Annotated in this window: 21 protein-coding genes; 15 read left to right on the forward strand and 6 right to left on the reverse strand. The window is 73.3% G+C overall.

What is annotated here, in order from left to right; translation table 11 throughout:
* Positions 1 to 55: 55 nt before the first annotated feature.
* The 4 genes from H488_RS19610 (at position 56) to H488_RS19625 (ending at position 4,201) form a co-directional block, all read left to right on the forward strand.
* Positions 56 to 475 (forward strand): hypothetical protein, encoded by a 420-nt coding sequence (locus H488_RS19610; protein WP_017831762.1) that lies wholly within the window; start codon positions 56 to 58, stop codon positions 473 to 475.
* A gap of 20 nt (positions 476 to 495) precedes the next feature.
* Positions 496 to 1,866 (forward strand): M4 family metallopeptidase, encoded by a 1,371-nt coding sequence (locus H488_RS19615; protein WP_017831763.1) that lies wholly within the window; start codon positions 496 to 498, stop codon positions 1,864 to 1,866.
* Between the two features lie 76 nt (positions 1,867 to 1,942).
* Entirely contained in the window at positions 1,943 to 2,275 is a 333-nt protein-coding gene (locus tag H488_RS19620) for a protealysin inhibitor emfourin (protein ID WP_126346755.1), read from the forward strand.
* Positions 2,276 to 2,476: 201 nt separating this feature from the next.
* Positions 2,477 to 4,201, forward strand: a complete 1,725-nt coding sequence (locus tag H488_RS19625) for an aryl-sulfate sulfotransferase (protein ID WP_150110233.1) — start codon at positions 2,477 to 2,479, stop codon at positions 4,199 to 4,201.
* Positions 4,202 to 4,454: 253 nt separating this feature from the next.
* On the opposite strand, the gene H488_RS19630 is transcribed toward H488_RS19625, so the two are convergent.
* Positions 4,455 to 4,979 carry a VOC family protein gene (locus H488_RS19630; protein ID WP_017831766.1) on the reverse strand — a complete coding sequence of 175 codons (525 nt, stop codon included), beginning with the start codon at positions 4,977 to 4,979 and terminating at the stop codon, positions 4,455 to 4,457.
* A gap of 73 nt (positions 4,980 to 5,052) precedes the next feature.
* Here H488_RS19630 and H488_RS19635 point away from each other — a divergent pair, with 73 nt between their 5' ends.
* Positions 5,053 to 5,973, forward strand: coding sequence for a helix-turn-helix domain-containing protein (locus H488_RS19635; RefSeq protein WP_017831767.1), 921 nt, complete (start codon positions 5,053 to 5,055; stop codon positions 5,971 to 5,973).
* A gap of 25 nt (positions 5,974 to 5,998) precedes the next feature.
* Here H488_RS19635 and H488_RS19640 read toward each other — a convergent pair whose 3' ends face one another.
* Positions 5,999 to 6,361, reverse strand: coding sequence for a rhodanese-like domain-containing protein (locus tag H488_RS19640; protein WP_017831768.1), 363 nt, complete (start codon positions 6,359 to 6,361; stop codon positions 5,999 to 6,001).
* A 170-nt stretch (positions 6,362 to 6,531) separates the two neighbouring features.
* On the opposite strand from H488_RS19640, the gene H488_RS19645 reads away from it, so the two are divergent.
* The 6 genes from H488_RS19645 to H488_RS19665 all read left to right on the forward strand — a co-directional run bounded on the left by H488_RS19645 (position 6,532) and on the right by H488_RS19665 (position 11,355).
* A complete protein-coding gene (locus H488_RS19645) occupies positions 6,532 to 7,632 on the forward strand; it encodes an alkene reductase (protein ID WP_017831769.1) in 1,101 nt (366 codons plus the stop codon).
* 106 nt (positions 7,633 to 7,738) lie between these two features.
* Positions 7,739 to 9,373, forward strand: a complete 1,635-nt coding sequence (locus H488_RS35860) for an HNH endonuclease signature motif containing protein (protein ID WP_017831770.1) — start codon at positions 7,739 to 7,741, stop codon at positions 9,371 to 9,373.
* Between the two features lie 61 nt (positions 9,374 to 9,434).
* A complete protein-coding gene (locus tag H488_RS19650; RefSeq protein WP_017831771.1) occupies positions 9,435 to 9,686 on the forward strand; it encodes a DUF3253 domain-containing protein in 252 nt (83 codons plus the stop codon).
* 31 nt (positions 9,687 to 9,717) lie between these two features.
* Positions 9,718 to 10,446: a hypothetical protein gene (locus H488_RS19655; RefSeq protein WP_017831772.1), complete on the forward strand. Its 729-nt coding sequence runs from the start codon at positions 9,718 to 9,720 to the stop codon at positions 10,444 to 10,446.
* 9 nt (positions 10,447 to 10,455) lie between these two features.
* Entirely contained in the window at positions 10,456 to 10,971 is a 516-nt protein-coding gene (locus tag H488_RS38310) for a methylated-DNA--[protein]-cysteine S-methyltransferase (RefSeq protein WP_017831773.1), read from the forward strand.
* 33 nt (positions 10,972 to 11,004) lie between these two features.
* Positions 11,005 to 11,355: a hypothetical protein gene (locus tag H488_RS19665; RefSeq protein ID WP_017831774.1), complete on the forward strand. Its 351-nt coding sequence runs from the start codon at positions 11,005 to 11,007 to the stop codon at positions 11,353 to 11,355.
* A 15-nt stretch (positions 11,356 to 11,370) separates the two neighbouring features.
* On the opposite strand, the gene H488_RS19670 is transcribed toward H488_RS19665, so the two are convergent.
* Entirely contained in the window at positions 11,371 to 12,438 is a 1,068-nt protein-coding gene (locus tag H488_RS19670) for a spore photoproduct lyase family protein (protein WP_031282142.1), read from the reverse strand.
* Positions 12,439 to 12,590: 152 nt separating this feature from the next.
* Between H488_RS19670 and H488_RS19675 the strand changes: the two genes are divergently transcribed.
* Complete coding sequence (locus H488_RS19675; protein ID WP_017831776.1) at positions 12,591 to 14,090, forward strand: FAD-dependent oxidoreductase; 1,500 nt, start codon at positions 12,591 to 12,593, stop codon at positions 14,088 to 14,090.
* An 84-nt stretch (positions 14,091 to 14,174) separates the two neighbouring features.
* On the opposite strand, the gene H488_RS19680 is transcribed toward H488_RS19675, so the two are convergent.
* The gene (locus H488_RS19680; protein WP_017831777.1) at positions 14,175 to 14,396 is read right to left on the reverse strand and encodes a hypothetical protein; all 222 of its coding nucleotides are present in this window, start codon (positions 14,394 to 14,396) and stop codon (positions 14,175 to 14,177) included.
* A gap of 342 nt (positions 14,397 to 14,738) precedes the next feature.
* On the opposite strand from H488_RS19680, the gene H488_RS19685 reads away from it, so the two are divergent.
* Positions 14,739 to 15,632 carry a PIG-L deacetylase family protein gene (locus H488_RS19685; protein WP_237740395.1) on the forward strand — a complete coding sequence of 298 codons (894 nt, stop codon included), beginning with the start codon at positions 14,739 to 14,741 and terminating at the stop codon, positions 15,630 to 15,632.
* Between the two features lie 84 nt (positions 15,633 to 15,716).
* On the opposite strand, the gene H488_RS19690 is transcribed toward H488_RS19685, so the two are convergent.
* Entirely contained in the window at positions 15,717 to 17,072 is a 1,356-nt protein-coding gene (locus tag H488_RS19690; RefSeq protein ID WP_017831779.1) for a glucose-6-phosphate dehydrogenase, read from the reverse strand.
* A gap of 93 nt (positions 17,073 to 17,165) precedes the next feature.
* On the opposite strand from H488_RS19690, the gene H488_RS19695 reads away from it, so the two are divergent.
* Together H488_RS19695 and H488_RS19700 are read left to right on the forward strand one after the other, a co-directional pair.
* The gene (locus H488_RS19695) at positions 17,166 to 19,121 is read left to right on the forward strand and encodes a glycoside hydrolase family 15 protein (RefSeq protein WP_017831780.1); all 1,956 of its coding nucleotides are present in this window, start codon (positions 17,166 to 17,168) and stop codon (positions 19,119 to 19,121) included.
* A gap of 102 nt (positions 19,122 to 19,223) precedes the next feature.
* Positions 19,224 to 20,117, forward strand: a complete 894-nt coding sequence (locus tag H488_RS19700) for a fructosamine kinase family protein (protein WP_017831781.1) — start codon at positions 19,224 to 19,226, stop codon at positions 20,115 to 20,117.
* A 37-nt stretch (positions 20,118 to 20,154) separates the two neighbouring features.
* On the opposite strand, the gene H488_RS19705 is transcribed toward H488_RS19700, so the two are convergent.
* Entirely contained in the window at positions 20,155 to 21,063 is a 909-nt protein-coding gene (locus H488_RS19705) for a tryptophan-rich sensory protein (RefSeq protein ID WP_017831782.1), read from the reverse strand.
* Positions 21,064 to 21,292 lie beyond the last annotated feature (229 nt).

Here is a 21,292-nt window from a genome sequence, read left to right on the forward strand (position 1 = left end):
CCCGGTCAGCGGTCCCGCCGGTGCTCGTGCGCCGGGCGAGGAAAGGGGCGGAACAGTGACGATCTCCGGTCCGTGGGTGCTCCACTTCAGCTGGGGCTGCACCGACGACTACGGCAGGGTGGGCCTCGTGTTCGACCCGGACGGCACCTTCTCGGGCGGGGGGTTCTCCGGCGCCTGGCGGCAGCAGGACGGCACCCTGCTGCTCCGCTTCGCCGACGGTCCCGCGCAGTACGGCGGCACGGTCACCGGCACCGCGGGAGCAGGAGCGATGTCCTCCTTCGACGGCTCGCCGGGCGGCTGCTGGTACCTGGCCAGGCAGGGATCCGCCGGCGGGCCGGGATCCGCGGACAGCAGCGCCGGGCAGCCGGCGGACGTCGCCGGGCGGAGGCTGGACTCCGCGGGGACGGCGCCCGGTGCGCCGGACGGCCCGGGGACGGCGCCCGGTGAGCTGGACGCCGCGGGCAACCGGATCTGATGCGGAGAGGTGGGGAAGCGATGACCACGGACCACGGACACCGGCACGGAACGTTCTGCGGGGTGATCCCGCCGTACGTGCACGAGCAGATGGCGGTGCACGGGGACGAGCAGACCCGCAGGAACGCCCTGGCCGCACTGGCCGTGGACACCACGGTCCGGGCGGAACGGCTGATCGCGGACCTCACTGCGCGGTCCGTCGCGGCGCAGGCGACCGCCCACAGGGAGCGGAAGATCCACTCGGCCGGCAACACCGCGGAGCTCCCGGGGACGCTCGTGCGCTCGGAGGGAGCCCCCGCCAGCGGGGACCCCGCCGTGGACGAGGCGTACGACGGGCTGGGCTCCACGTTCGACCTCCTGCAGGAGGTCTTCGGGCGCAACTCCCTCGACGACGCCGGCATGCCCCTGCTCGGCACGGTGCACTACCAGGAGAAGTACAACAACGCGGCGTGGGACGGCCGGCAGATGATCTTCGGGGACGGCGACGGCCAGTACTTCAACCGCTTCACCGCCGCCGTGGACGTCATCGGGCACGAGCTCGCGCACGGCATCACCACGCACGAGTCCGACCTGCTGTACATGTACCAGTCCGGGGCGCTCAACGAGCACTTCTCCGACGTCATCGGGGCCATGGTCAAGCAGTACGTGGCCGTTCCCCGCCAGACGGCGGCGGACGCCGACTGGATCATCGGTGCAGGCCTGTTCACGAGCGCCGTCAACGGGGTGGGCCTCCGCTCGATGAAGGCACCCGGCACCGCGTTCGACGACGACGTGCTCGGCAAGGACCCGCAGCCGGACCACATGTCCCGCTTCGTGCACACCCTGGACGACAACGGCGGGGTGCACATCAACTCCGGCATCCCGAACCGGGCGTTCTGCCTCGCGGCGACCGGACTGGGCGGCCACAGCTGGGACAGGGCCGGCCGGATCTGGTACGCCGCGATGCGTGATCCCGAGCTGCGGCGCCTGCGGTGGGTCGCGCAGTTCAAGGACTTCGCGGGCCTCACGATCGAGCACGCCGCCGCCCTGTTCGGACCCGCGGAGCAGGCCGTGGTGGCGGACGCCTGGCAGCAGGTGGGGGTTGCGCCCGAGGCGACCCGGTCCGTGGGCGCCCTCGCGGACGAGTGGGTGCTCCAGTACAGCTGGGGCTGCACGGACTCCTCCGCGCGGGTGCATCTGACCTTCCACGACAACGGCTCGTTCACCGGAGAGCTGTCCGGCCAGTGGCACCAGCAGGACGGCACCCTGCTCCTGTCCTTCGACGCCGGTGCGGCCCGGTACGCCGGCACCCTGGTGGGCGACGTCGCCACGGGCGCCATGACCACGTTCGACGGAGCGGACGGGTGCTGGCGCCTGACCCGGAAGGGCGCCGCGGGTATAGTCGGGAACTGATTCCTCACCGGCCCCGCCGGTCCCCGCGCGGGCCCGGTCTTGGCCATCCGCGTCCGACGGAGGGACGGTGCCGTCCATGGCGAGAGTCAGCTACCGCCTCGAGGGAGGCCTCGCGTACTTCCCCGGCCTGGCCGTGGAGCGGAGCTTCGAGACCGAGTCCCTGCCCCGGGCGCAGCAGGACGCGCTCCTCGACCTCTTCGAGACCGTCCTGGCGCACCGGCTGGGATCGACCGCCCCGACGACCCGTCAGGGAGCGGCCGACCAGCAGTCCTACGTGATCGAGGTCCAGGAGAGCTCCGGCGTCCGGCGCCTCGTGGTGAGCGAGTTCGACCAGGACCCGGCGGCGCAGGAGCTCGTGGCGCGGCTACGCGACTGCGCTGACCGGTGCGAGCCCGGCGGGGGTCAGTGAGGCGGACCCGGAGCGGCACCCGCAGGACGGCACGGCACGGATCGCCGGACCGCCCGGAGGTCATCCGGGGACATTCCCGTCGCCGACATGCGCCTGGGGTGCGGCGTTAGCCCCCGCAAAGACATCGCCCCTTATCAGAGGGGTCTTGCGTGGCTACAATCGGCCGGACTTCACCGCCGCGCCCACCGCCAGGAGTCCCAGATGTCCCACCGATCGCGTGCTCGTTCCGTCACCCTGCTCACGGCGGCCGCTCTGGTCGTGTCGGGGGGCCCGGCCCTCGCGGTCGGGCCTCCGCGGGTGCTGCAGCAGCCTGGTGCTCCTCCCGTGGTGCCTGCCGCCGAGCAGGTGGCGGCCACGGCCGAGACCTACCCGGAGGCGGACACGAACGTCTACACCGTCTCGGTCACCCGCAACGGAGTTCCCGAGGAGCGCGACAGCTTCGCCCCGGACGTGCAGGAGGTGGTCGACGCCGCGCTGGACGACCTGAAGTCCCTGGGCTCCTCTCCCGAGGCTCCTCTGCTCGTCCTCAACCCCTTCGGCACCAACACCACCGGCGTGCACGCCCAGTTCGAGACCGAGGGCAGCGGCACCCTGACGTACACCGTCAGCTCTCCCGGCACCGAGGACTTCACGCGCGTCGCCAAGGACCACGACCCGAGCGCCGCGTCGTTCGAGGGGCAGCTCATCGGGGTGGTCCCGGGCGCCGAGAACACCGTGACCACCACCTGGCAGCCCGACGACGGCGGGCCCACGGAGTTCTCGTTCACCATGACCGCTCCGCCGAGCGCGTCGGGCGACCGCACGACCCTCGACCGGACCGTGGTGGGGAACGCCGAGGAGCTCACCGACGGGCTGTTCGCGGTCATGGGGCTGAGGCGCCACATCGACTACACCCTGCTCTACGACAACGCGGGGGTGCTGCGCGCCGAGTTCGACCTCGACGGCTACCGCACGGACCGGCTGGAGTTCTACGGCGACACCATGGTGACCACCGTCGGGACGGACAAGGTCGCCCGGATCGACGGCCTGGGCCGGGTCGTGGCCACGCACGTCCTGGCGGGCTTCGAGATGCACCACGACTTCGACGTCACCGACGACGGCAAGCTCGTGATCCTGGCGACGGAGACCGCCAAGGGCAGTGTGGAGGACGTCCTGGTGTCCCTGGACCTCGAGACCGGGACCTACGAGAAGACGGTCGACTTCACGGAGCTCCTCGCCGATTACAAGTCCCGCACCCAGCCCTACGGCCCGGGGTTCTACGGTCCGGGCGAGGTGGACGACTGGCTGCACCTGAACTCGGTCGACTGGTCCCCGGACGGCGACTCCGTGATCGTCAGCGCGCGCGAGAACTCCGCGATCCTGAAGGTCGACGACGTCCACGGGAACCCCACGGCCGACTACATCATCGGCCAGCGCGAGGTCTGGGCCGGCACCGGGGCCGAGGACCTGCTCCTCGAGAAGACGGGGGACTTCCCCGACACCGGTGGGCAGCACTCGGTGGTGCGCCACGACGACGCGGCGCTGGCGGACGGCCAGTACTACCTCACGATGTTCGACAACTCGTTCTGGAGCATGAGAAGCCGTCCGGACTACACGGCCCCTGTGCCCGTCGGGACTTCCCCGGTGCCCACGGCGGACCCCTCCCTCCGCTCGGAGTACCGGAAGTACCTCGTCGACGAGAACGCCGGGACCTACAGCGAGGTCGAGACCGTCCCCGTGCCCTACTCCGCGATCGTCAGCAACGTGCAGGACCTCGGCGGTCCGCTGGTGGTCAACAGCGGCCAGGCCCTGACGTTCGCCGAGTACGACGCTCAGCGCCAGGTCATCGCCCGCTTCGACTACGCCCTCGCGGGGACGACCGAGGACGACTTCGCCTACCGGGTGCTGAAGTACGGGTTCGACGACTTATGGTTCGCCGCGCCCTGAGCCGGCGCGCTCGCGCCGGCGGGCACGGACGGCACCACCGGCACCACCGAGCCACCGCCCAGGAAGCCTGCTTCAGCTCGTGTTCAGCAGGAGGTGGTTGGCTGAGCAGCGCGAGGGGGCATCCCCGGGACACAGGGAGAAGCTGACGGTCCCGGTCGAGGGTTGGAGAGCCGCGACCGGGACCCGTCCCGGAGGCCGGACCCCGTGCGCGTCCGAGGAGTTCGCGCGCGGGGCCCGGACCCTCCGCGACGCCTCATTCCTGCCCCATGGACTCCGCCCACTCGGCGACCCGGGCACTGCTCTGCTCCTCGGAGAGGTCCTCGACCCGGGTCATGACCGACCAGCGGACGCCGAACGGGTCACGGATGCTGCCGTAGCGGTCGCCGGAGACGAACGTGCTGACGGGTTCGCGCACGGTGGCGCCGGCGGCGACGGCACGCGCCACCACGTCATCGACGTCCGGGACGTAGAGGCCCAGCGAATAGCAGTCGTCGTCGCCCGCGGGCGGGGCCACGAGGTGGAAGTCGGGGTTCACCTCGCCCAGCTGGAGCCGTCCGTCGCCGAGATCGATGGTCGCGTGCACGACGACGGGGGTCCCGTCCGGCCCGGGCATGTCGGTGCGGTCGACGAGGGCGGCCCCGAAGGTGCGGGTGTAGAAGTCGAGCGCCGCGGCCGCGTCGACCACCGCGATGAACGGGGTCAGGGACGTGAACCCCCGGGGCGTCCCGTCGGTGGTGTGTGCTCCGGTGACCCCACGGAGGTTCTGCTCTGTGCTCATGCCCTGAGCCTAGGCAGCCGGTGCCGGCCGGTCTTGAAGATTCCCGCCACCCTCGGGTGGTTACGCTCGTGCCATGAGCGAGCCGCCCACCACGCGGGGCCACCTCACCCCGGGACCGCACGCCACGGTCGTGCGCCTGCCCGCGCCCGACGACGTCGCCCACCTCGTCCGGCAGCTGTGGATCCCCGAGTGGGACCTGCCGGCGGGGGAGCGGGCCGAGCAGCTGGTGCTGGGCTATCCGGCGAGCAACGTGGTGGTCGAACCGGACGGGGTGGCGCTGCACGGGCCCACGAGCCGTGCGTCCACCCGGGTGCTCACGGGCCGGGGCTGGGCGGTCGGCGCGCTGCTGCGCCCGGCGGGGGTCCTGCTGTTCACGGAGCACCCGGCGGACCTGCTCGACGGGTCCGCGCCCGTCAGTGCGCCCGGGCTGCGCTCCGCCGTCGCGGAGGCCATGGCGGGGGTCGGCCCGGCCGGGCGGCGGGCGCGTCCGGCGGATCCGCTCGGCGGAACGGAGTCCGTCAGCGCGCCCGGGCTGCGCGCTGCCGCCGCGGGGGCTGTCGCTGGTGCCGATCCGGCCGGCCGGCATCTGCGGGCGGCGTCCCTGCTCGCGGACCACGTCCGGACGCTGGCGGCGGGGGTGCCCCCGTCCGCGGCGCGGGACGGCGCCCTGGCCAATCGCATGGTCGACCTCCTCGAGGCGGGGACCGTCGCGCGGAGCCCGGCCGGCCTGGCCCGGCAGCTGCACGTGTCCGAGCGCTCGCTGCAGCGGCTCGCGGCCCGGTTCGTGGGGATGCCGCCCCAGCTGCTGCTCCGTCGTCGTCGGCTCCAGGAGGCGGCCGAGCGGATGCGCGCGGACCCGGCCGCGGACCTCGGGGCGCTCGCCGCGGAGCTGGGCTTCGCGGACCAGTCCCACCTCACCCGGGAGTTCCGGTCGGTGCTGGGTGCCACTCCGCGCGGCTACGGCCGCGCCCGGTCCGGCCGGGAGGGCGGATGAGGAGTCCGGGGACCCGGGGCGTGGGTCAGGCGACCGTGCCGGGGCGGCCGTTCTTCGCCACCACGCGCTCGCCGGCGCGCTGCCAGGCCGTCATGCCACCGCGGAGGCTGGCCGCCTGGTAGCCGGCCGTGGCCAGCCGGCGTGCGGCGTTCGCCGAGCGGGCGCCGGATCGGCAGACCGTCACCACCGGCCGGTCCTTGGACAGCTCGCGCTGCCGGGTGCCGAGGGCGTCCAGCGGGATGTGCCGGGCGGCCGGGGCATGACCCGCGCGGTACTCCTGGGCGGTGCGGACGTCGACGAGCACGGCCCCGCCGTCCAGGAGCTCCCGGGCGCGTGCCACGTCCACGGTCTCGTAGGTGCTGCCGAAGAGTCGGCCGAGAAAGCCCATGGCTCAGTTCTCCTTCGCGGTGGTCGAGAGGTTCGTGCCGCACCGGGCAGGACACGTAGGCCCACTATACCCCAGGGGGTATATCTCCCACCAGCTGTGAGGAACGAGACAGCCGGAGTGCAAATAACTCCGGGGGATCTCCTGTTGACACGGAAAGAACCAGTTCCCTGATGAAAGGCCTCCCCGTGCCGCACTCCACCCTGACCACCCACGTCACCCTCGGCTCCCTCGAGCTGCCGAACCGCCTGGTCATGGCGCCGCTCACCCGGATGCGCTCCGGCCGGGACGGCGTCCCCGGCGAGCTCAACGTGGAGCACTACACCCAGCGCGCCTCGATGGGCCTCATCGTCACCGAGGGCACGTACCCGGACGTGGTGGGGCAGGGCTTCGCCTACCAGCCCGGCATCGCGACGCCCGAGCAGGTCGAGGGCTGGCGCCGGGTGGCCGAGAGCGTGCACGCCGCCGACGGCCGCCTGTTCATGCAGGTCATGCACGCCGGGCGCGTCACGCACCCGGACATCAACGGCGGCTCCCAGCCGGTGGCCCCGAGTGCTCTCGCGATCGAGGGGAAGACGCACACCTACCAGGGCAAGGCCGACTACCCCGTGCCGCACGCGCTGACCGCCGAGGAGCTGCCGGGCGTGGTGGAGTCCTTCGTCCGGGCCTCTCGCAACGCGATCGAGGCGGGCCTGGACGGTGTGGAGATCCACGGCGCGAACGGCTACCTGCTGCACGAGTTCCTCGCGCCGGGCGCCAACCAGCGCACCGACGAGTACGGCGGCTCCCCCGAGAACCGCGCCCGCTTCGTGGTCGAGCTGGTCCGGGCCGTGGCCGAGGCCGTCGGTGCGGAGAAGGTCGGTCTGCGGATCTCGCCCGAGCACAACATCCAGGACGCCTGGGAGACGGACCACGAGGACGTCCGGGCCACGTACGCCGCTCTCGTCGACGGCATCGGGGACCTCGGCCTCGCCTACCTCTCCGTGCTGCACAAGGAGCCGGCGGGGGAGTTCGTCCAGGGGCTGCGCACCCGCTTCGGCGGCGCCTTCCTGGCCAACAGCGGCTTCAGCGACGTCCCGACCACCCGCGAGGAGAGCGTGCAGCTGATCGAGGAGGGCGTGGCGGACGGCGTCGTCGTCGGGCGCCCGGCGATCGCGAACCCGGACCTGGCGCGGCGCTGGGCGGAGGGTCTGCCGGAGAACGTGCCGGACCCGCGGACCTTCTACACGCAGAGCGCCGAGGGCTACACGGACTACCCGTTCGCGCAGGCCTGAGCCACTCCCCGCGTCCCGCCCGGCCCTGCCGGGCGGGACGCGGGGACCCTCGAAAGGTGCTCCGGGTCACGGCTTAGTGTGTCGGATCCGGCTGGGACCATGAACCATGGCCGCGACCGCCGTTCCGCCGCGAAGCCTGGAGGACGTCCTCCGGGAGGAGACGGACCTGGCCGAGATCGGCGAGGAGTTCTCCGCCGGCGTGCGGGCCCTGGTCGAGGAGTCCCGCGCGGAGGCCCGGGCCGCGGGGCGCCAGTACCGGCTGCTCCACCGGCTCTGGCAGCTGCAGGAGGAGGCCCGGGAGCAGCGCTGGATGGTGGAGGCGCTCTGGATGCGCCCCGAGGCGGACAGGCTGGGCCCGCACTCCCTCGAGCCCGCTGAGCAGACGGTGCGGGACGTGGCCGATGAGATCGGTCCGGCCCTCCGGCTCCCCGTGGGCGCCGCGCTGCGCCGTGTCGAGGACGCCGTGCTGCTCGCGGAGTCCCTGCCCGAGGTCCTCGAGGCGCTCGAGCAGGGCCAGGTGGGCTTCCGGGAGGCAGGAGTGCTCGTCGAGCTGTGGCGCGAGCTGGTGTGGGACGCCGCCGGTCTCCCGCCGGAGCGGCGGGCGCCGGTCCAGGCCGTCCAGCGGATCGTCGACGAGCTGCTCCTCCGGGCCCCTGGCAGCACCGTAGCCCAGCTGCGCGCCCTCGCCCGCCGACGCCGCGCAGGTCTGCTGCGGGAGACCGAGGAGCAGCGCCACCGGCTGGCGCTGCGGGACCGGCGCGTGTGGGTCGAACCCCGGGAGGACGGCATGGCGCAGCTGTGCGCCCTCCTGGACGCGGCCACCGCGTACGCCATCCAGGACCGCCTCGACACGCTGGTCGACCGGGCGGTCACCGCGGTCCCGCCCGAGGTCCTCCCCGCGCAGGTCCTGGCCACGGCATTGCCCCCGTCGTCCGCCGCGGGCGCCCCGGACAGCGGACCGTCGGATCCCACCGTCGGGGCTCCGGAGCGCCGCACGGTGCCCCAGCTGCGCGCCGAGGTGCTGGTGGACCTCCTGCTCGACGGCGAGCCCGCCGACCTGCCCGACCGTCTTCGCGGCATCCGCGGGCACATCACGGTCACCGTGCCCGCTCTCGCGCTCCTCGAGAACGCCGGGACGGTGCCCCCCGGTTCCATCGAGGGCCTGCCGCGCACTCCCCGCTGTGCGGAGCTGGAGGGCTACGGGCCCATCCCGGTCGGTCTCGCGGAGCGGATCGCGGCACGCGCGCCCTCCTGGTCACGGATCCTCACCCATCCCGTCACGGGGACCGTCCTGGACCGGGACCGCAGCACCTATGCCGTGCCCGCCGATCTCAAGCACCGGCTGCGAGCCAGGGACGGCACGTGCCGCTTCCCGGGCTGTCGACGCCGGGCGTCGCGGTGCGACCTCGACCACACCGTCGCCTGGGCGGACGGCGGCCGGACCTCGGCGGACAACCTCGCACACCTGTGCCGGCACCACCACCTGCTCAAGCACCAGGACGGTCCGCTGGGCCGGTGGCGGGTGGAGCACGTGGCCCCCGAGCGCCCGGCCCCTGAACTGCACGACCACGGGGTGCTGGAGTGGACCTCGCCTGCAGGGCAGGTCCACCGGACCTATCCGCAGGAGCACCACCATCCGGTCCCGGAGCGCGCACCGTACTTCCTCGCGGTCCCCGCTCCGCCCTGTGCCCCGCGCGACGCTCCTCGGCCTGGTCCGGCCGACGACCCGCCGCCGTTCTGACAGCCTGGAGGCGGGGCCCGGCCCCTGGACCCTAGACCTCGGCGAGACGGAGGAGCTGCCCGTGACCACCCCGTCGCCCAGCGAGGTGCGCTCGGTGCTGCTCGACCTGGTCCGCCGCCGCGGGTCCGGGAAGACCGTGTGTCCTTCCGAGGCCGCCCGCGCTCTGGCCGCCGAGGGCTGGCGGGACCTGATGGAGGACGTGCGTCAGGAGGCGTACCGGATGGCCGACGCCGGGCTCGTGGACATCACCCAGCAGGGCCGCGTGGTCGACGGCCGGACAGCCCGCGGGCCGATCCGCGTCCGACTCCGCTGAGCAGGGCGCGCGCCCGGGTAGCGTGGGGGTCATGACGTTCCCACCCATCAGCGCCCTCCTCGGGTCCGCCGCCCGGGCGCCGTTCGTCCTGCTCAAGCAGTTCCGGCCCCAGCGGCCCATCCACTCGGAGGGCGTCGGGCTCGAGGGCGTCCTGATCCGTACGGGCGGCGGTACCAGTGGCATCCACTGGATCGACGAAGCCGGGGAGGATCCCGTGCGGGCCCGTTTCTCCCGCTCGATCGGCTTCCCACAGGGGTGGCCCGACATCCTGGGCCTCGCCCTGCGCTGCCCCGTCCCGCCCTCCGGGCAGATGGAGGGCCGCAGCGACGGCCGGGCCGACATCCTCCTCGCGACCGCCGGCGAGGGGCGGTTCTCCCGCTTCGTCCCGACCTTCCACCGGCACGTGCCGGACAGCGCATTCGCCTCCTTCATGCCCTACCGGGCTCTCGGCGGCCCGGTGCTGGTCGCCGCCCACCCCGAGCCGCGCACAGAGCGCCTGCCGGCTCGCCCCGACCTCTTCCGGGCGTCGGTCGCCGCCGAGCCCTGGGTCCTCGGACTGTACTGGGCCACACCGCTCGGGCCGTGGCAGCGCTTCGGGACGGTCGAGCTCGGTCCCGGCGCGCCGTTCGGGGACGACGAACGGTTCGACCCCCTGCTCAACGTCCCCACGGGCGCCGAGAACTACGGGTGGACCTACCGGCTGCGGGAACCGTCCTACACCCTGGCCCGCGCCCCGCGGAGGCCGCTGGGCCGGGCGTAGAATCGGCCCATGGCACTGAGACTGAGCCCGGCGCCCACCACCGCGACCGTCCGGCGTCACGCCGTGGTGGAGTCGCCCATCGGCCCGCTGGCTCTCGTGGAGGAGGCGGGGGCGCTCGTGGCTCTCTCCGTCGAGGGTGCACGCCAGGGACCGCTCCCCACCTCCTTCGGGGCGCGCGACGACAGCCTCCTCCCGCACGTCCGCGAGCAGCTCGGCGAGTACTTCGCGGGACGGCTGCAGGAGTTCGACGCCGACGTCGTCCTCCATGGGACGCCGTTCCAGGTGCGCGTGTGGAACGCCCTCGCGCAGATCCCGTACGGCACGACCGGCACCTACGGGCAGGTGGCCCGCGCCGTCGGGGCACCCCGGGCCGCTCAGGCGGTCGGGGCGGCCAACGGCCGCAACCCCGTCAGCCTGCTGGTCCCGTGCCACCGGATCATCGGCGCCAACGGGCGGCTGACCGGCTACGCCGGCGGCATGGAACGCAAGGAGTACCTGCTGCGCCTCGAGGGCGCGCTGCTCTGAACCCGCACCGCTGACGCGCCACCAGGAGGACCCATGACCCGCCTCGACGACCTCGCCACCGCCAATCTCACCAAGGCGCGTGCCTCCGGCGCCGGGCGCAGCGCGGAGCTCGTGGTCCACGACGGCGTGCTGCGGCAGACGATGATGGCGCTGTGCGCCGGCAAGGAGCTCGCCGAGCACGTCTCCCCGCCCGCCGCCACCCTCCAGCTGCTGCGCGGCCGGGTCCGGGTGCTCAAGCGCGGCCAGCTCGCCGAGGAGCTCACGGCAGGGGAGCTGCTGTCCCTCACCGACTCCCGCCACTCGGTGGAGGCGCTGGAGGACTCGGTGTTCCTGCTGACCACCGTCTCCCGGCCGTCGGACGGCTACGACCCCCGGGTGGCGTGACCCGCGGGCTCCGGCTCAGAACGCGTAGCGGACGTCGCAGTACGGCAGCTTCTCGTGGAGCAGGTCCAGGAACTGCTCCAGGTACCGCTGCTTGTCCCGGAACCGGTACCGCACGTTGAGGGCCCCGTTCTGGGAGCGCTTGGTCTCCTGGAGATCCGGGCGCCACAGCACCTCCTCGGCCTTGGGGTGCCACTGCGTGTTGACCTCGTGGAGCTGGGCGTTGTGGGTCAGGAAGATGACCTCCGAGGCCAGCTGGTCCTTGGCCGCCGCGCTGAGACCGTCGTCGAGCTGCTCGAAGAGCTCGGCCCAGTCCTCCAGCCACGTGTCCGTGACGATCACCGGCGAGAAGTTCACGTGCACCTCGTAGCCGGCCGCCACGAAGTCGTCGATGGCGGCGATCCGCTCCGGCACCGGCGTGGTCCGGATGTCCGTGAGCTTGGCCAGGTGCGCCGGCATCAGCGAGAACCGCACCCGGGTCCGTCCCTGCGGGTCCCAGTCCAGCAGCTCCCGGTTGACGTACTTCGTGGCGAAGGACGCCTTGGCCGTGGGGTGGCGGCGGAACAGGTCCACGAGGTCCTGCACGTTGTCGCTGAGCAGGGCGTCCACCGAGCAGTCGCTGTTCTCCCCGAGGTCGTAGACCCACGCGTCCGGGTCGCACTGGTTGGGCTCCGGCTTGGTGCCCTGCCGGCCGATGTGCCGGTCCAGGTAGCCGGTGATCTGCTCGATGTTGGCGAAGACCGTCACCGGGTTGCTGTAGCCCTTCCGGCGCGGGACGTAGCAGTAGGCGCACGCCATGGCGCACCCGTTGGCCGTGGACGGCGCGATGAAGTCCGCCGACCGGCCGTTGGGCCGCGCCGCCAGCGACTTCTTGACCCCCAGCACCAGGGCCTCGCGCTTGATCCGCACCCACCGCCGCGCGTTGGTCTCGTCCCCGTGCAGCTCCGGGATCTGCCAGTGGCTCGGGACCTCCACCAGGGTGGCGTCCGGCCACCGTTCGAGGACCTGCCGCCCCCGGGGCAGCTCGGCGGCGGCCGGTTCGTAGTAGATGCGGGTGATGTCGACCATGGACGGTTCCGGGGGCATGCGGACGAGTCTAGGAACCGCCACCGACAGCGGGCTCGCGGAGTCCTCCCCGGGAATGGACAGTGGACTTCACACCTGATGGCCGACAGGATGGCACCAAAGTGCGACCGCAACGACCACTCCGGCAGCAGCGACCACGAGGGAGTTCCTCCATGAGATCCGTATGGCTCGACACGTACGAGGTGCCGTCCACCGCGACGGACCGGTTCGTCCCCGGCGCGCACTACGACACGGTGGTCGCAGGTGCCGGGCTGACCGGGCTGACCACCGCGGTGCTGCTGGCGCGTGCGGGCCAGCGGGTCGCCGTGCTCGAGGCGCGTTCCGTCGGGGCCGTCACCACGGGCAACACCACGGCGAAGCTGTCCCTGCTGCAGGGCACCACGCTTTCCCAGATCCACCGGCACCAGTCGGACGAGGTGCTGCGTGCCTACGCGGACGGGAACCGTGAGGGGATGGACTGGCTGGTCCGGTTCCTCGAGGAGCACGGGGTCCCGTTCCAGCGCCGCGACGCCTACACCTACGCCACGACCTCGAAGGGCGCCTCCGCGCTGCGCAAGGAGCTCGAGGCCGCCCGCATCGCCGGGCTGCACATGAACTGGACCCGGGACACCGGCCTCCCCTTCAAGGTCTCCGGGGCCATCACGATGCCGGACCAGGTCCAGTTCCACCCGATGGAGGTGCTCGGCGCCCTCGTCGCCGAGCTGAAGGAGCACGGCGGCACGCTCGTGGAGGGGGTCCGGATCACCGGGGCCGGTGTCCGCTCACCCCTCTCGGTGCAGACCTCGCACGGCCCGGTGCGGGCCGACCGGCTCGTGCTCGCCACGGGCACCCCGGTCCTGGACCGCGGCGGGTACTTCGCGAAGCTCTCCCCGAACCGCTCCTACGCCCTGACCTACCGGGTCCCCGGGGCGCCGGGGTCCGTCCCGGAGGGCATGTACATCACCGCGGACAGCCCGACCCGCACGCTGCGCACCGTGCCGGTCGGCGGGGAGGAGCTGCTCCTGGTGGGCGGCAACGACCACGTGGTGGGACGGTCCGCCTCCCCGCAGGCGGCCGTGGACGACCTCGAGTCCTGGACGCAGCGCTGGTTCCCGGGGGCCGAGCGCACGCACGTGTGGGCGGCCCAGGACTACGAGTCGGTCAACCTCATCCCCTTCATCGGCACCCTGCCCCGCGGCGGCGGCAACATCTATCTCGCCACCGGCTACAACAAGTGGGGGATGAGCAACGCCGTCGCCGCCGCGATCGCGCTGAACGCCGAGATCCTCGGCGGCAGCGTGCCGTGGGCCGAGACGCTGGGCCGGCGCGTGACCTCGCCGTCGGACATCCTCACCGCCCTGCGAGTCAACGCGGGGGTGGGCCTCAACGCGCCCAAGGACTGGCTCAGGGCCGAGCTCAAGGAGCTGCCGGCCGGGACGCCCGCGGAGGGGCAGGGTGTCGTCGGACGCGAGCACGGCCGCCCCGTGGCCGTGTCCACCGTCGACGGCACCACCTGCAAGGTCTCCGGCTTCTGCACGCACCTGGGCGGCGTGCTGCGCTGGAACGACGCCGAGCGCTCGTGGGACTGCCCCCTGCACGGCTCCCGGTTCGCGGCCGACGGCTCCCTGCTCGAGGGCCCTGCCGTGAAGGACCTGCCTCGGGCCGGGCGCTGAGCCCGGTCCCGGACACGGCGGCGGCCCCCACCCGCAGAGGGGTGGGGGCCGCCGCCGTGTCCGGGGACGCGCTGTCCCGGGGACCTACTTCTTGGAGGAGGTCTCCTCGAGCTTCAGCGCGACGCCGATCGCGAAGAAGGTCGGCGTCCACTCGCCCACGAACAGGCCCCAGCGGTCGGCCTGGGGCTTGGACTTGCTCTTGCCGAGGCTGGCCGCCCAGGAGAGGACGGACAGACCGATGGAGGCGAAGCCCGCCGCGTAGGCGTGCTCGCTGCGGACACCAAGGTTCTGGATCGTGCTGATCATGGACGTACCTCTTTCCTGTGGTGGTCACCGTGAACGGTGAACTCCTCGAGCGGTGTCCGCCCAGTCTCACACGAAACGGAGCGATACGAAAGCAGGCTGACTATAAAGTTCGCCAGGTGCGTCGACGGCCGATGTGGGCGGATGTGGGGTCGTCCGAACGGCCATTAACGGATGCAAAAAACTGTTTCCTCATGCAAACTGATCCATACCCGACCCGGTGGTGACCACCGCGGCGGGGTGGACGTCGAACCGGTCGGGGGGCCGGTGGCGTCATCGACCCGGAGCGAAGGAGCTTCCGGGCCGGGCCGATCATTCCTGGGGGGAAAAATGCTGCCATCCGTCGTGGGTGCTCTGCTGAGCACCGTCGTCCTCGTCTACGTCCTGTCGAACGCCGCCTACACGCGGCACAAGCGGTTCATCGCCGGGGCCAGGTCGCTGCGCCAGGCCATCGTCGCCGTGTACGCGGTGCTGCTGGTGCTCAACCTGTGGTGCGCCACGATCATGCCCGTGACCCTGGTCTGCGACGCGATCGCGGTGGCCACCCTGGTCGCCACCGGGGTCTTCGGCTTCGTCATCGCCGAGCGGCGGATCCCCGCCACCACCGTGGTCGAGCGCCGGAAGGTGCTGGCCGTGGGGGCGCACCCGGACGACCTCGAGCTCGCCTGCGGGGCGACCCTGGCCAAGCTGGTCGACACCGGCCACGAGGTCCGCGGCCTGGTGATGAGCTCCGGCGAGGTCGGAGGCAACGCCGGGCTGCGACCGGCCGAGGCCCAGCGCGGCGCCTCGTTCCTGGGGCTGACGGGTCTGCGGGTGCACGAGTTCCCGGACACGAAGCTCGAGACGGTCACCAACGACATGGTCCGGGCCATCGAGGCCGCGATCCGGGAGTTCGAGCCGGACGTGATCTTCACCCACTCGGCCCACGACCAGCACCAGGACCACTACGCGGTGCACCAGGCCACCCTGCGCGCCGCCCGGGCCCACCACTCGATCCTGTGCTTCGAGTCCCCGTCGGTGACCCGCGACTTCGACCCGTCCGTGTTCGTGGACATCGACGGCTACGTCGACGTCAAGGTCGAGGCCGTGCTCTCCCACCGGGACCAGGCCGGCAAGCCCTACATGACCCCCGGGCGGGTGCGCGGGATGGCCGCCTTCCGCGGGGCGCAGGCGAAGAACACCAACGCGGAGGCCTTCGAGCCGGTCCGCCTGCTCGGCTCCGCGATCGGCGACCTCTAGCCCCCGGGGCGCCGGGCGGCCGGGCGCCCCGGGGCGTTCCCGCGGACGCCCGGCGCCCGGCCGCGGTCCGGCCGGTGCCGCCGCTCAGACGGGCCCGGAGCTGCCGGCCGGGTACTCGAGCAGCGGGACCCGGCCGTCCTCGAAGGCGGCCAGCACCTCGTCGACGATGCGCCACCCCTGCTCCGCCGCGTCCCCGCGGACGCCGAAGGTGTGGTCGCCCTCGAGGACGCCCCGCAGCACGCTGCCGTAGGCGGTCAGGCCCGGCCTGGCCATCCCGGACGAGAGCGTCACCCGGGTCATGCCCCGGGAGTCGAAGGGCCCGCCCACGTTCAGCTCCAGGGTCAGCTGCTCCTCCTCGAGGCCCATGCGCAGGACGTCCGGCGCGACGTCCCCCGAGCGGGGCAGCTGCTCGTAGTCGTGCGGCGGGCGGCGGAACGTGATGGCGATCTCCTGGCGGGGGTTGCCGATCGCCTTGCCCGAGCGCAGGGTGACGGGCACGCCGTTCCAGCGCCACGTGTCGACCTCGAGGACCACCTGCGCGAACGTCTCCGTCCCGCGCTCCGGGTCCACTCCGTCCTCGGCCGCATAGTCGGGCAGCTCACGGCCGTCCACGCTGCCGGCGGTGTAGCGGCCCCGGGTCGCGGCGCCCGCCGCGTCGCCCTGCCAGAGCTTCGTGGCCCGCAGCACGTGGCTGGTCAGCGTGGGGATCTCCACCTGGTCGAAGGAGGAGGGCGGTTCCATCATGACGAGGGCCATGACCTGCAGCAGGTGGGACTGGATCATGTCCCGCAGCGCCCCCGTGGCCTCGTAGAAGCCCGCGCGGCCCTCCAGGCCCAGGGTCTCGTCGAAGACGATCTCCACGGACTCCACGTGCTCCCGGCTCATGAGCGGCTCCAGCAGCCGGTTGGCGAAGCGCAGCCCCACGAAGTTGAGCACCGCCGGCATGCCCAGGAAGTGGTCCACCCGGAAGGTCCGCTCCTCGGGGACGAGCCGGCCCACGAGCCGGTTCAGCTCCCGCGCGGTCCGCGTGTCGGAGCCGATCGGCTTCTCGAGGGCCAGCACCAGGTCCTCCGGCAGGTCCAGCCCGGCCATGACCTCGCACGCCTGCGCGGTCACCGCGGGAGGCAGGGCGAAGTACAGGCAGACGGGGCCCTCGACGTCGTCGAGCAGCCGTTCGAGGTCCCCGGCGTCGGTGACGTCGCCCGCCACGTAGCGGGCGGTCTCCCGGGTGTGCGCGGCGGCGGGCCCGCTCGCGCCGACGGAGTCGAAGGCCTCGGCCACGACCTGTGCCCAGTCCTCCGCGGGTTCCCGCGAGGAGCCGACCACGTCGATGCGCAGCTCCGGGGCCGAGCTCAGGAGCGTGCCCAGGCCCGGCAGGAGCAGGCGGGACGTGAGGTCGCCGGTGGCGCCGAAGATGATCAGGGTCCTGATGCTTGTCATGCCAGCACGGTACCCCGGGGTCCCAGGCGGACGCCTCGCGTGCCCCTGGCCTGCGCCGACCGGACGCCCGGCCGCGGCTGGTTGAATGGGCGGATGAACGACGACGCGAACCGGCCCCGGTCCACCCCTCTGGAGGACTACGCGCTCCTGTCCGACCTGCACACGGGGCCGCTCGTGTCCCGGGACGGCAGCGTCGACTGGCTGTGCTTCCCCCGCTTCGACTCCCCGTCGGTCTTCGCGGCCCTGCTGGGCACGCCCGAGGACGGACGCTGGAAGCTCTCCGCCGTCGACGGCGTGGTCACGTCGCGCCGCTACCTGCCCCGCACCTTCGTGCTGGAGACGACGTGGCGCACCCCCACCGGGACCGTCGTGGTGACCGACTTCCTGCCCCCGGCGGCCGCCGGCGACGACCACCCCGACCACGCCGACCTCGTGCGGCGGGTCGAGTGCGTCTCGGGGACGGTCGAGGTGGAGCACGACCTGAGGATCCGCTTCGACTACGGGCGCGCCGTGCCCTGGACGCGGCGGGTCGACATCGACGGCAACGGCACCTGCGGGCAGCTCTCCATCGCCGGCCCCGACGCCCTGCTCCTGACCGGGCCGATGCTGCACCCCGAGGACTTCCCCCGCGTCGAGCCGCTCGAGGACGCCGCCCCGGACGCGGCCCCAGCCGCCGCCCCGGAGCAGCCCGGGGACCTCGACGAGGACGAGGGCGCCGTGGCCGACCGGCTCGGCGGGCGCTTCGGGCTCTCGGCCGGGGAGTCCCTCGACTGGGTGCTGACCTGGCACGAGTCCCACCACGGGCTGCCCACCCCCGTGGACCCCGCCGACGCCCTCGACCGCGCGGTGTCCTTCTGGACCGAGTGGTCCTCCCACGTGGGAACCCACAAGCGCCACGAGCAGGCCGTCCTGCGCTCGCTGCTCGTGCTGCGGGCCCTCACCCACCGCGGGACCGGCGGGATCGTCGCGGCCCCCACCACCTCCCTGCCCGAGGAGTTCGGGGGCAGCCGCAACTGGGACTACCGCTACACGTGGCTCCGGGACGCGGCACTGACCATCGAGGTGCTCGTCGCCCACGACTTCACCGACGGCGCGCTGCTCTGGCGCAACTGGCTGCTGCGGGCCGTGGCCGGGGATCCCGACCAGGTCCAGATCATGTACGGCCTGGCGGGGGAGCGCCGGCTGCCCGAGAGCGAGCTGGGCCACCTCGGCGGGTACGAGGGCTCGGCTCCGGTGCGGATCGGCAACGGCGCCGTGGGCCAGTTCCAGTCGGACGTCGTCGGGGAGGTCATGCTCGCGCTCGCCGCCCTCCGGGACGCCGGCGTGGAGGAGGACCGGTGGTCCTGGGGGCTGCAGAAGAACCTGCTGCGCTTCTGCGAGCGCAACTTCGACCGGGCCGGCCACGGGATCTGGGAGATGCGCGGGTCCGCCGCGTTCTTCGTGCACGGGCGCGCCATGATGTGGGCGGCCTTCGACCAGGGCGTGCGCGCCGTCGAGGAGCACGGGTTCTCCGGGCCGGTGGAGCGGTGGCGTGAGCTGCGGGACCGGCTGTGCGCCGAGATCCTGGAGCACGGCTTCGACACGGAGCTGAACACGTTCACGCAGACCTACGACAACACCGAGGTGGACGCCTCGCTGCTGCAGCTGCCGCACACGGGCTTCGTGGCCTACGACGACCCGCGGATGCTCGGCACCGTGGCCCGGATCGAGCGGGACCTGCGGGGGGCGCACGGGCTGGTGCACCGCTACCGGACCGCCTCCGGCCTGGACGGTCTGGAGGGCGACGAGTACCCCTTCCTCATCTGCACGTTCTGGCTCGTGGAGCAGTACGCGCGCAGCGGCCGGGTGGAGGACGCCGGTGAGCTCCTGGAGCAGCTCGCGGGCTACGCCAACGACCTCGGCCTCTACGCCGAGGAGTTCGACCCCGTCAGCGGGCGGCTCGCCGGGAACTTCCCCCAGGCGTTCAGCCACCTCGGGTTCATCCGCGCCGTCGACGCCGTGGTGCGGGCACGGGCCGGCGTGGACCTCACGGATCGGCTCCAGACGTAGGCGGGACGCGGCGAGGCACCGGCCGGACGCCGGCATGACGCCGGCAGGGTCTCCCCGCGGAGCACGGGCACGGAGCAGGACGCATCGACCAGGACGGACAGCATGAGCACCTTCGACCGGGCGGCCGATCTGCCGCACGACCTCACCGACGAGCTCCTCGACGGCCTCGGGGTGGAACGGGCCACCCCGCTGGGCGGCGGCGACACCGCGGCGGCCTTCCGCCTGGAGACGGCGCGGGGGCCCCTGTTCGCGAAGACCATGGCGGACCCGCCCGCCGGGATGATGGCGGCGGAGGTCGCGGGACTGCACGCCCTGCGGGAGCACGTGCCGGAGTTCCTCGGGGTGCCGGAGGTCGTGCGGTGGACGGACGACGGCATCGTCCTCGAGTGGATCGACGAGGCCCCGGGCCGGCGCCCGTCCGGGACCGAGGTGGAGTGCGGGCGCGGGCTCGCGGCGCTGCACCGGGTGCGGGGGAAGGCCTTCGGCGGGCTCGACCCGGAGCTGCCCGGGCGGATCGGGTCCTTCGCGGTGGACCTGTCCCCGACCCAGGACTGGGCGGCGTTCCTGCTCGACCGGCGGATCCGCCCGCTCCTGCGGGACGCGCTCGGGGCCGGCCGGATCGCCCCGCACGCCGCGGACCTGCTCGAGGAGCTCGCCCCGCGGGCCGAGGAGCTCGCGGGGCCGCCGGAGCCCCCCACCCTGGTGCACGGCGACCTGTGGGCCGGGAACCGGCTCGTGGACGTCCGGGGCCGGAACTGGCTGATCGACCCGTCGACGCACTGGGGCCACCGCGAGGTCGACATCGCGATGATGCTGCTGTTCGGCGGCTTCGGCGAGGAGTGCCTGGCCGCCTACGACGCCGAGCACCCGCTCGCGCCCGGCTGGCAGGAGCGGGTGCCGTGGTACCAGCTGCCGCCGCTGCTGGTGCACGCCGTCCGGTTCGGCGGCGGCTACGGGGACGCGGCCGTGCGGGCGCTCCGGCAGCTGCGCGGCTGACCGGCCGCGCCGGGAAGCGGCGGCGGGAGCAGGGTCCTCAGCGCTGCTCGCCCACCGCCCGGTCGTCCACGGCCCGGCCGGCCCGGCGCCGCTCCGCCTCGTGCTGGTCGGCATGCTGTGCGCCGGTGCCGGCACCGGCACGGCGGCGGAGGTACGCCGTGGCCAGCACCACCAGGACCGCCGCCGTGGCCGCGCCCCAGGCCAGGAGCACGGACCGCGGCTCGTCCGTGGCCCGGCCGACCGCGATCCAGGACAGCCCCCACGCGGAGGCGGCGGCCACGGCCCAGCGCCCGCCGACCCGCCGCTGGATGGCGGCGACCACCGCCGCGAGCACGAGCACGACGACGACGCCGATCCACTCGGCGCCCCGGCCCTCCTGGGACACGCCCGAGGACACGAGGGCGGCCGCCACGTTGGCCGCCGTCGCGACGGACACCCAGCCCAGGTACAGCCCGAAGGTGCCGTCGACCACGATCAGGTCGAGCGGGCCGCGCCGGCCGGGGACCTCGGTCAGGCGCACCACCAGCAGGCCCAGGACGAGGACCAGGGCGACGATGACCCCGACGCTGGCCCAGATCCAGCCCTGCTGGGTGACCAGCAGCCAGCCGGCGTTGAGGAGCATGGACGCCGCCGCGAGCCGGCCGGTGGCGCGGGCCCGGGGGTCCGTCGTCCGCGAGGGCAGCCACTGCCAGACGGTGTAGGCGAACAGCCCCAGGTAGATGACCGACCAGATCGAGAACGCCGTGCCGGCGGGGGCGAGCAGGGTGGCGTCCGCGGAGAGGCTGCCGCCGGACGACTCCTCGACCCGGGTGCCGAAGACGCCGATGCCGACGAGCGTGCCCAGCAGGCACGCGATCTCGCTGACGGTGACCAGGACCTGGCGGACGCGGTCCGCGCGGGTCGGCCGGAGGTCGGTGCGGCCGGTGCTGACGGGGGAGGCGGTCACGGCGGGGCCTTTCTCGGGTGGCACGGACCGGGGGTCGCGGGTCGGGACTCCCGGGTCGGAGTGCACGGGGTGGAATGTGCGGGTCGGAGTGCGCGGGGTGGAACGTGCGGGTCGGAGTGCGCGGGTCCTCGACCGCCACGGTAGGCCCTGGACCTGACTGCCACCAGGGACGGGGCGCCGGCCGGGGCACCCGTTCCCGGCCGGCGCCCGGGCCGTTCCCCTAGAGTGG

The organism is Kocuria sp. UCD-OTCP, assembly GCF_000349605.1.
Classification (GTDB): domain Bacteria; phylum Actinomycetota; class Actinomycetes; order Actinomycetales; family Micrococcaceae; genus Kocuria; species Kocuria rosea.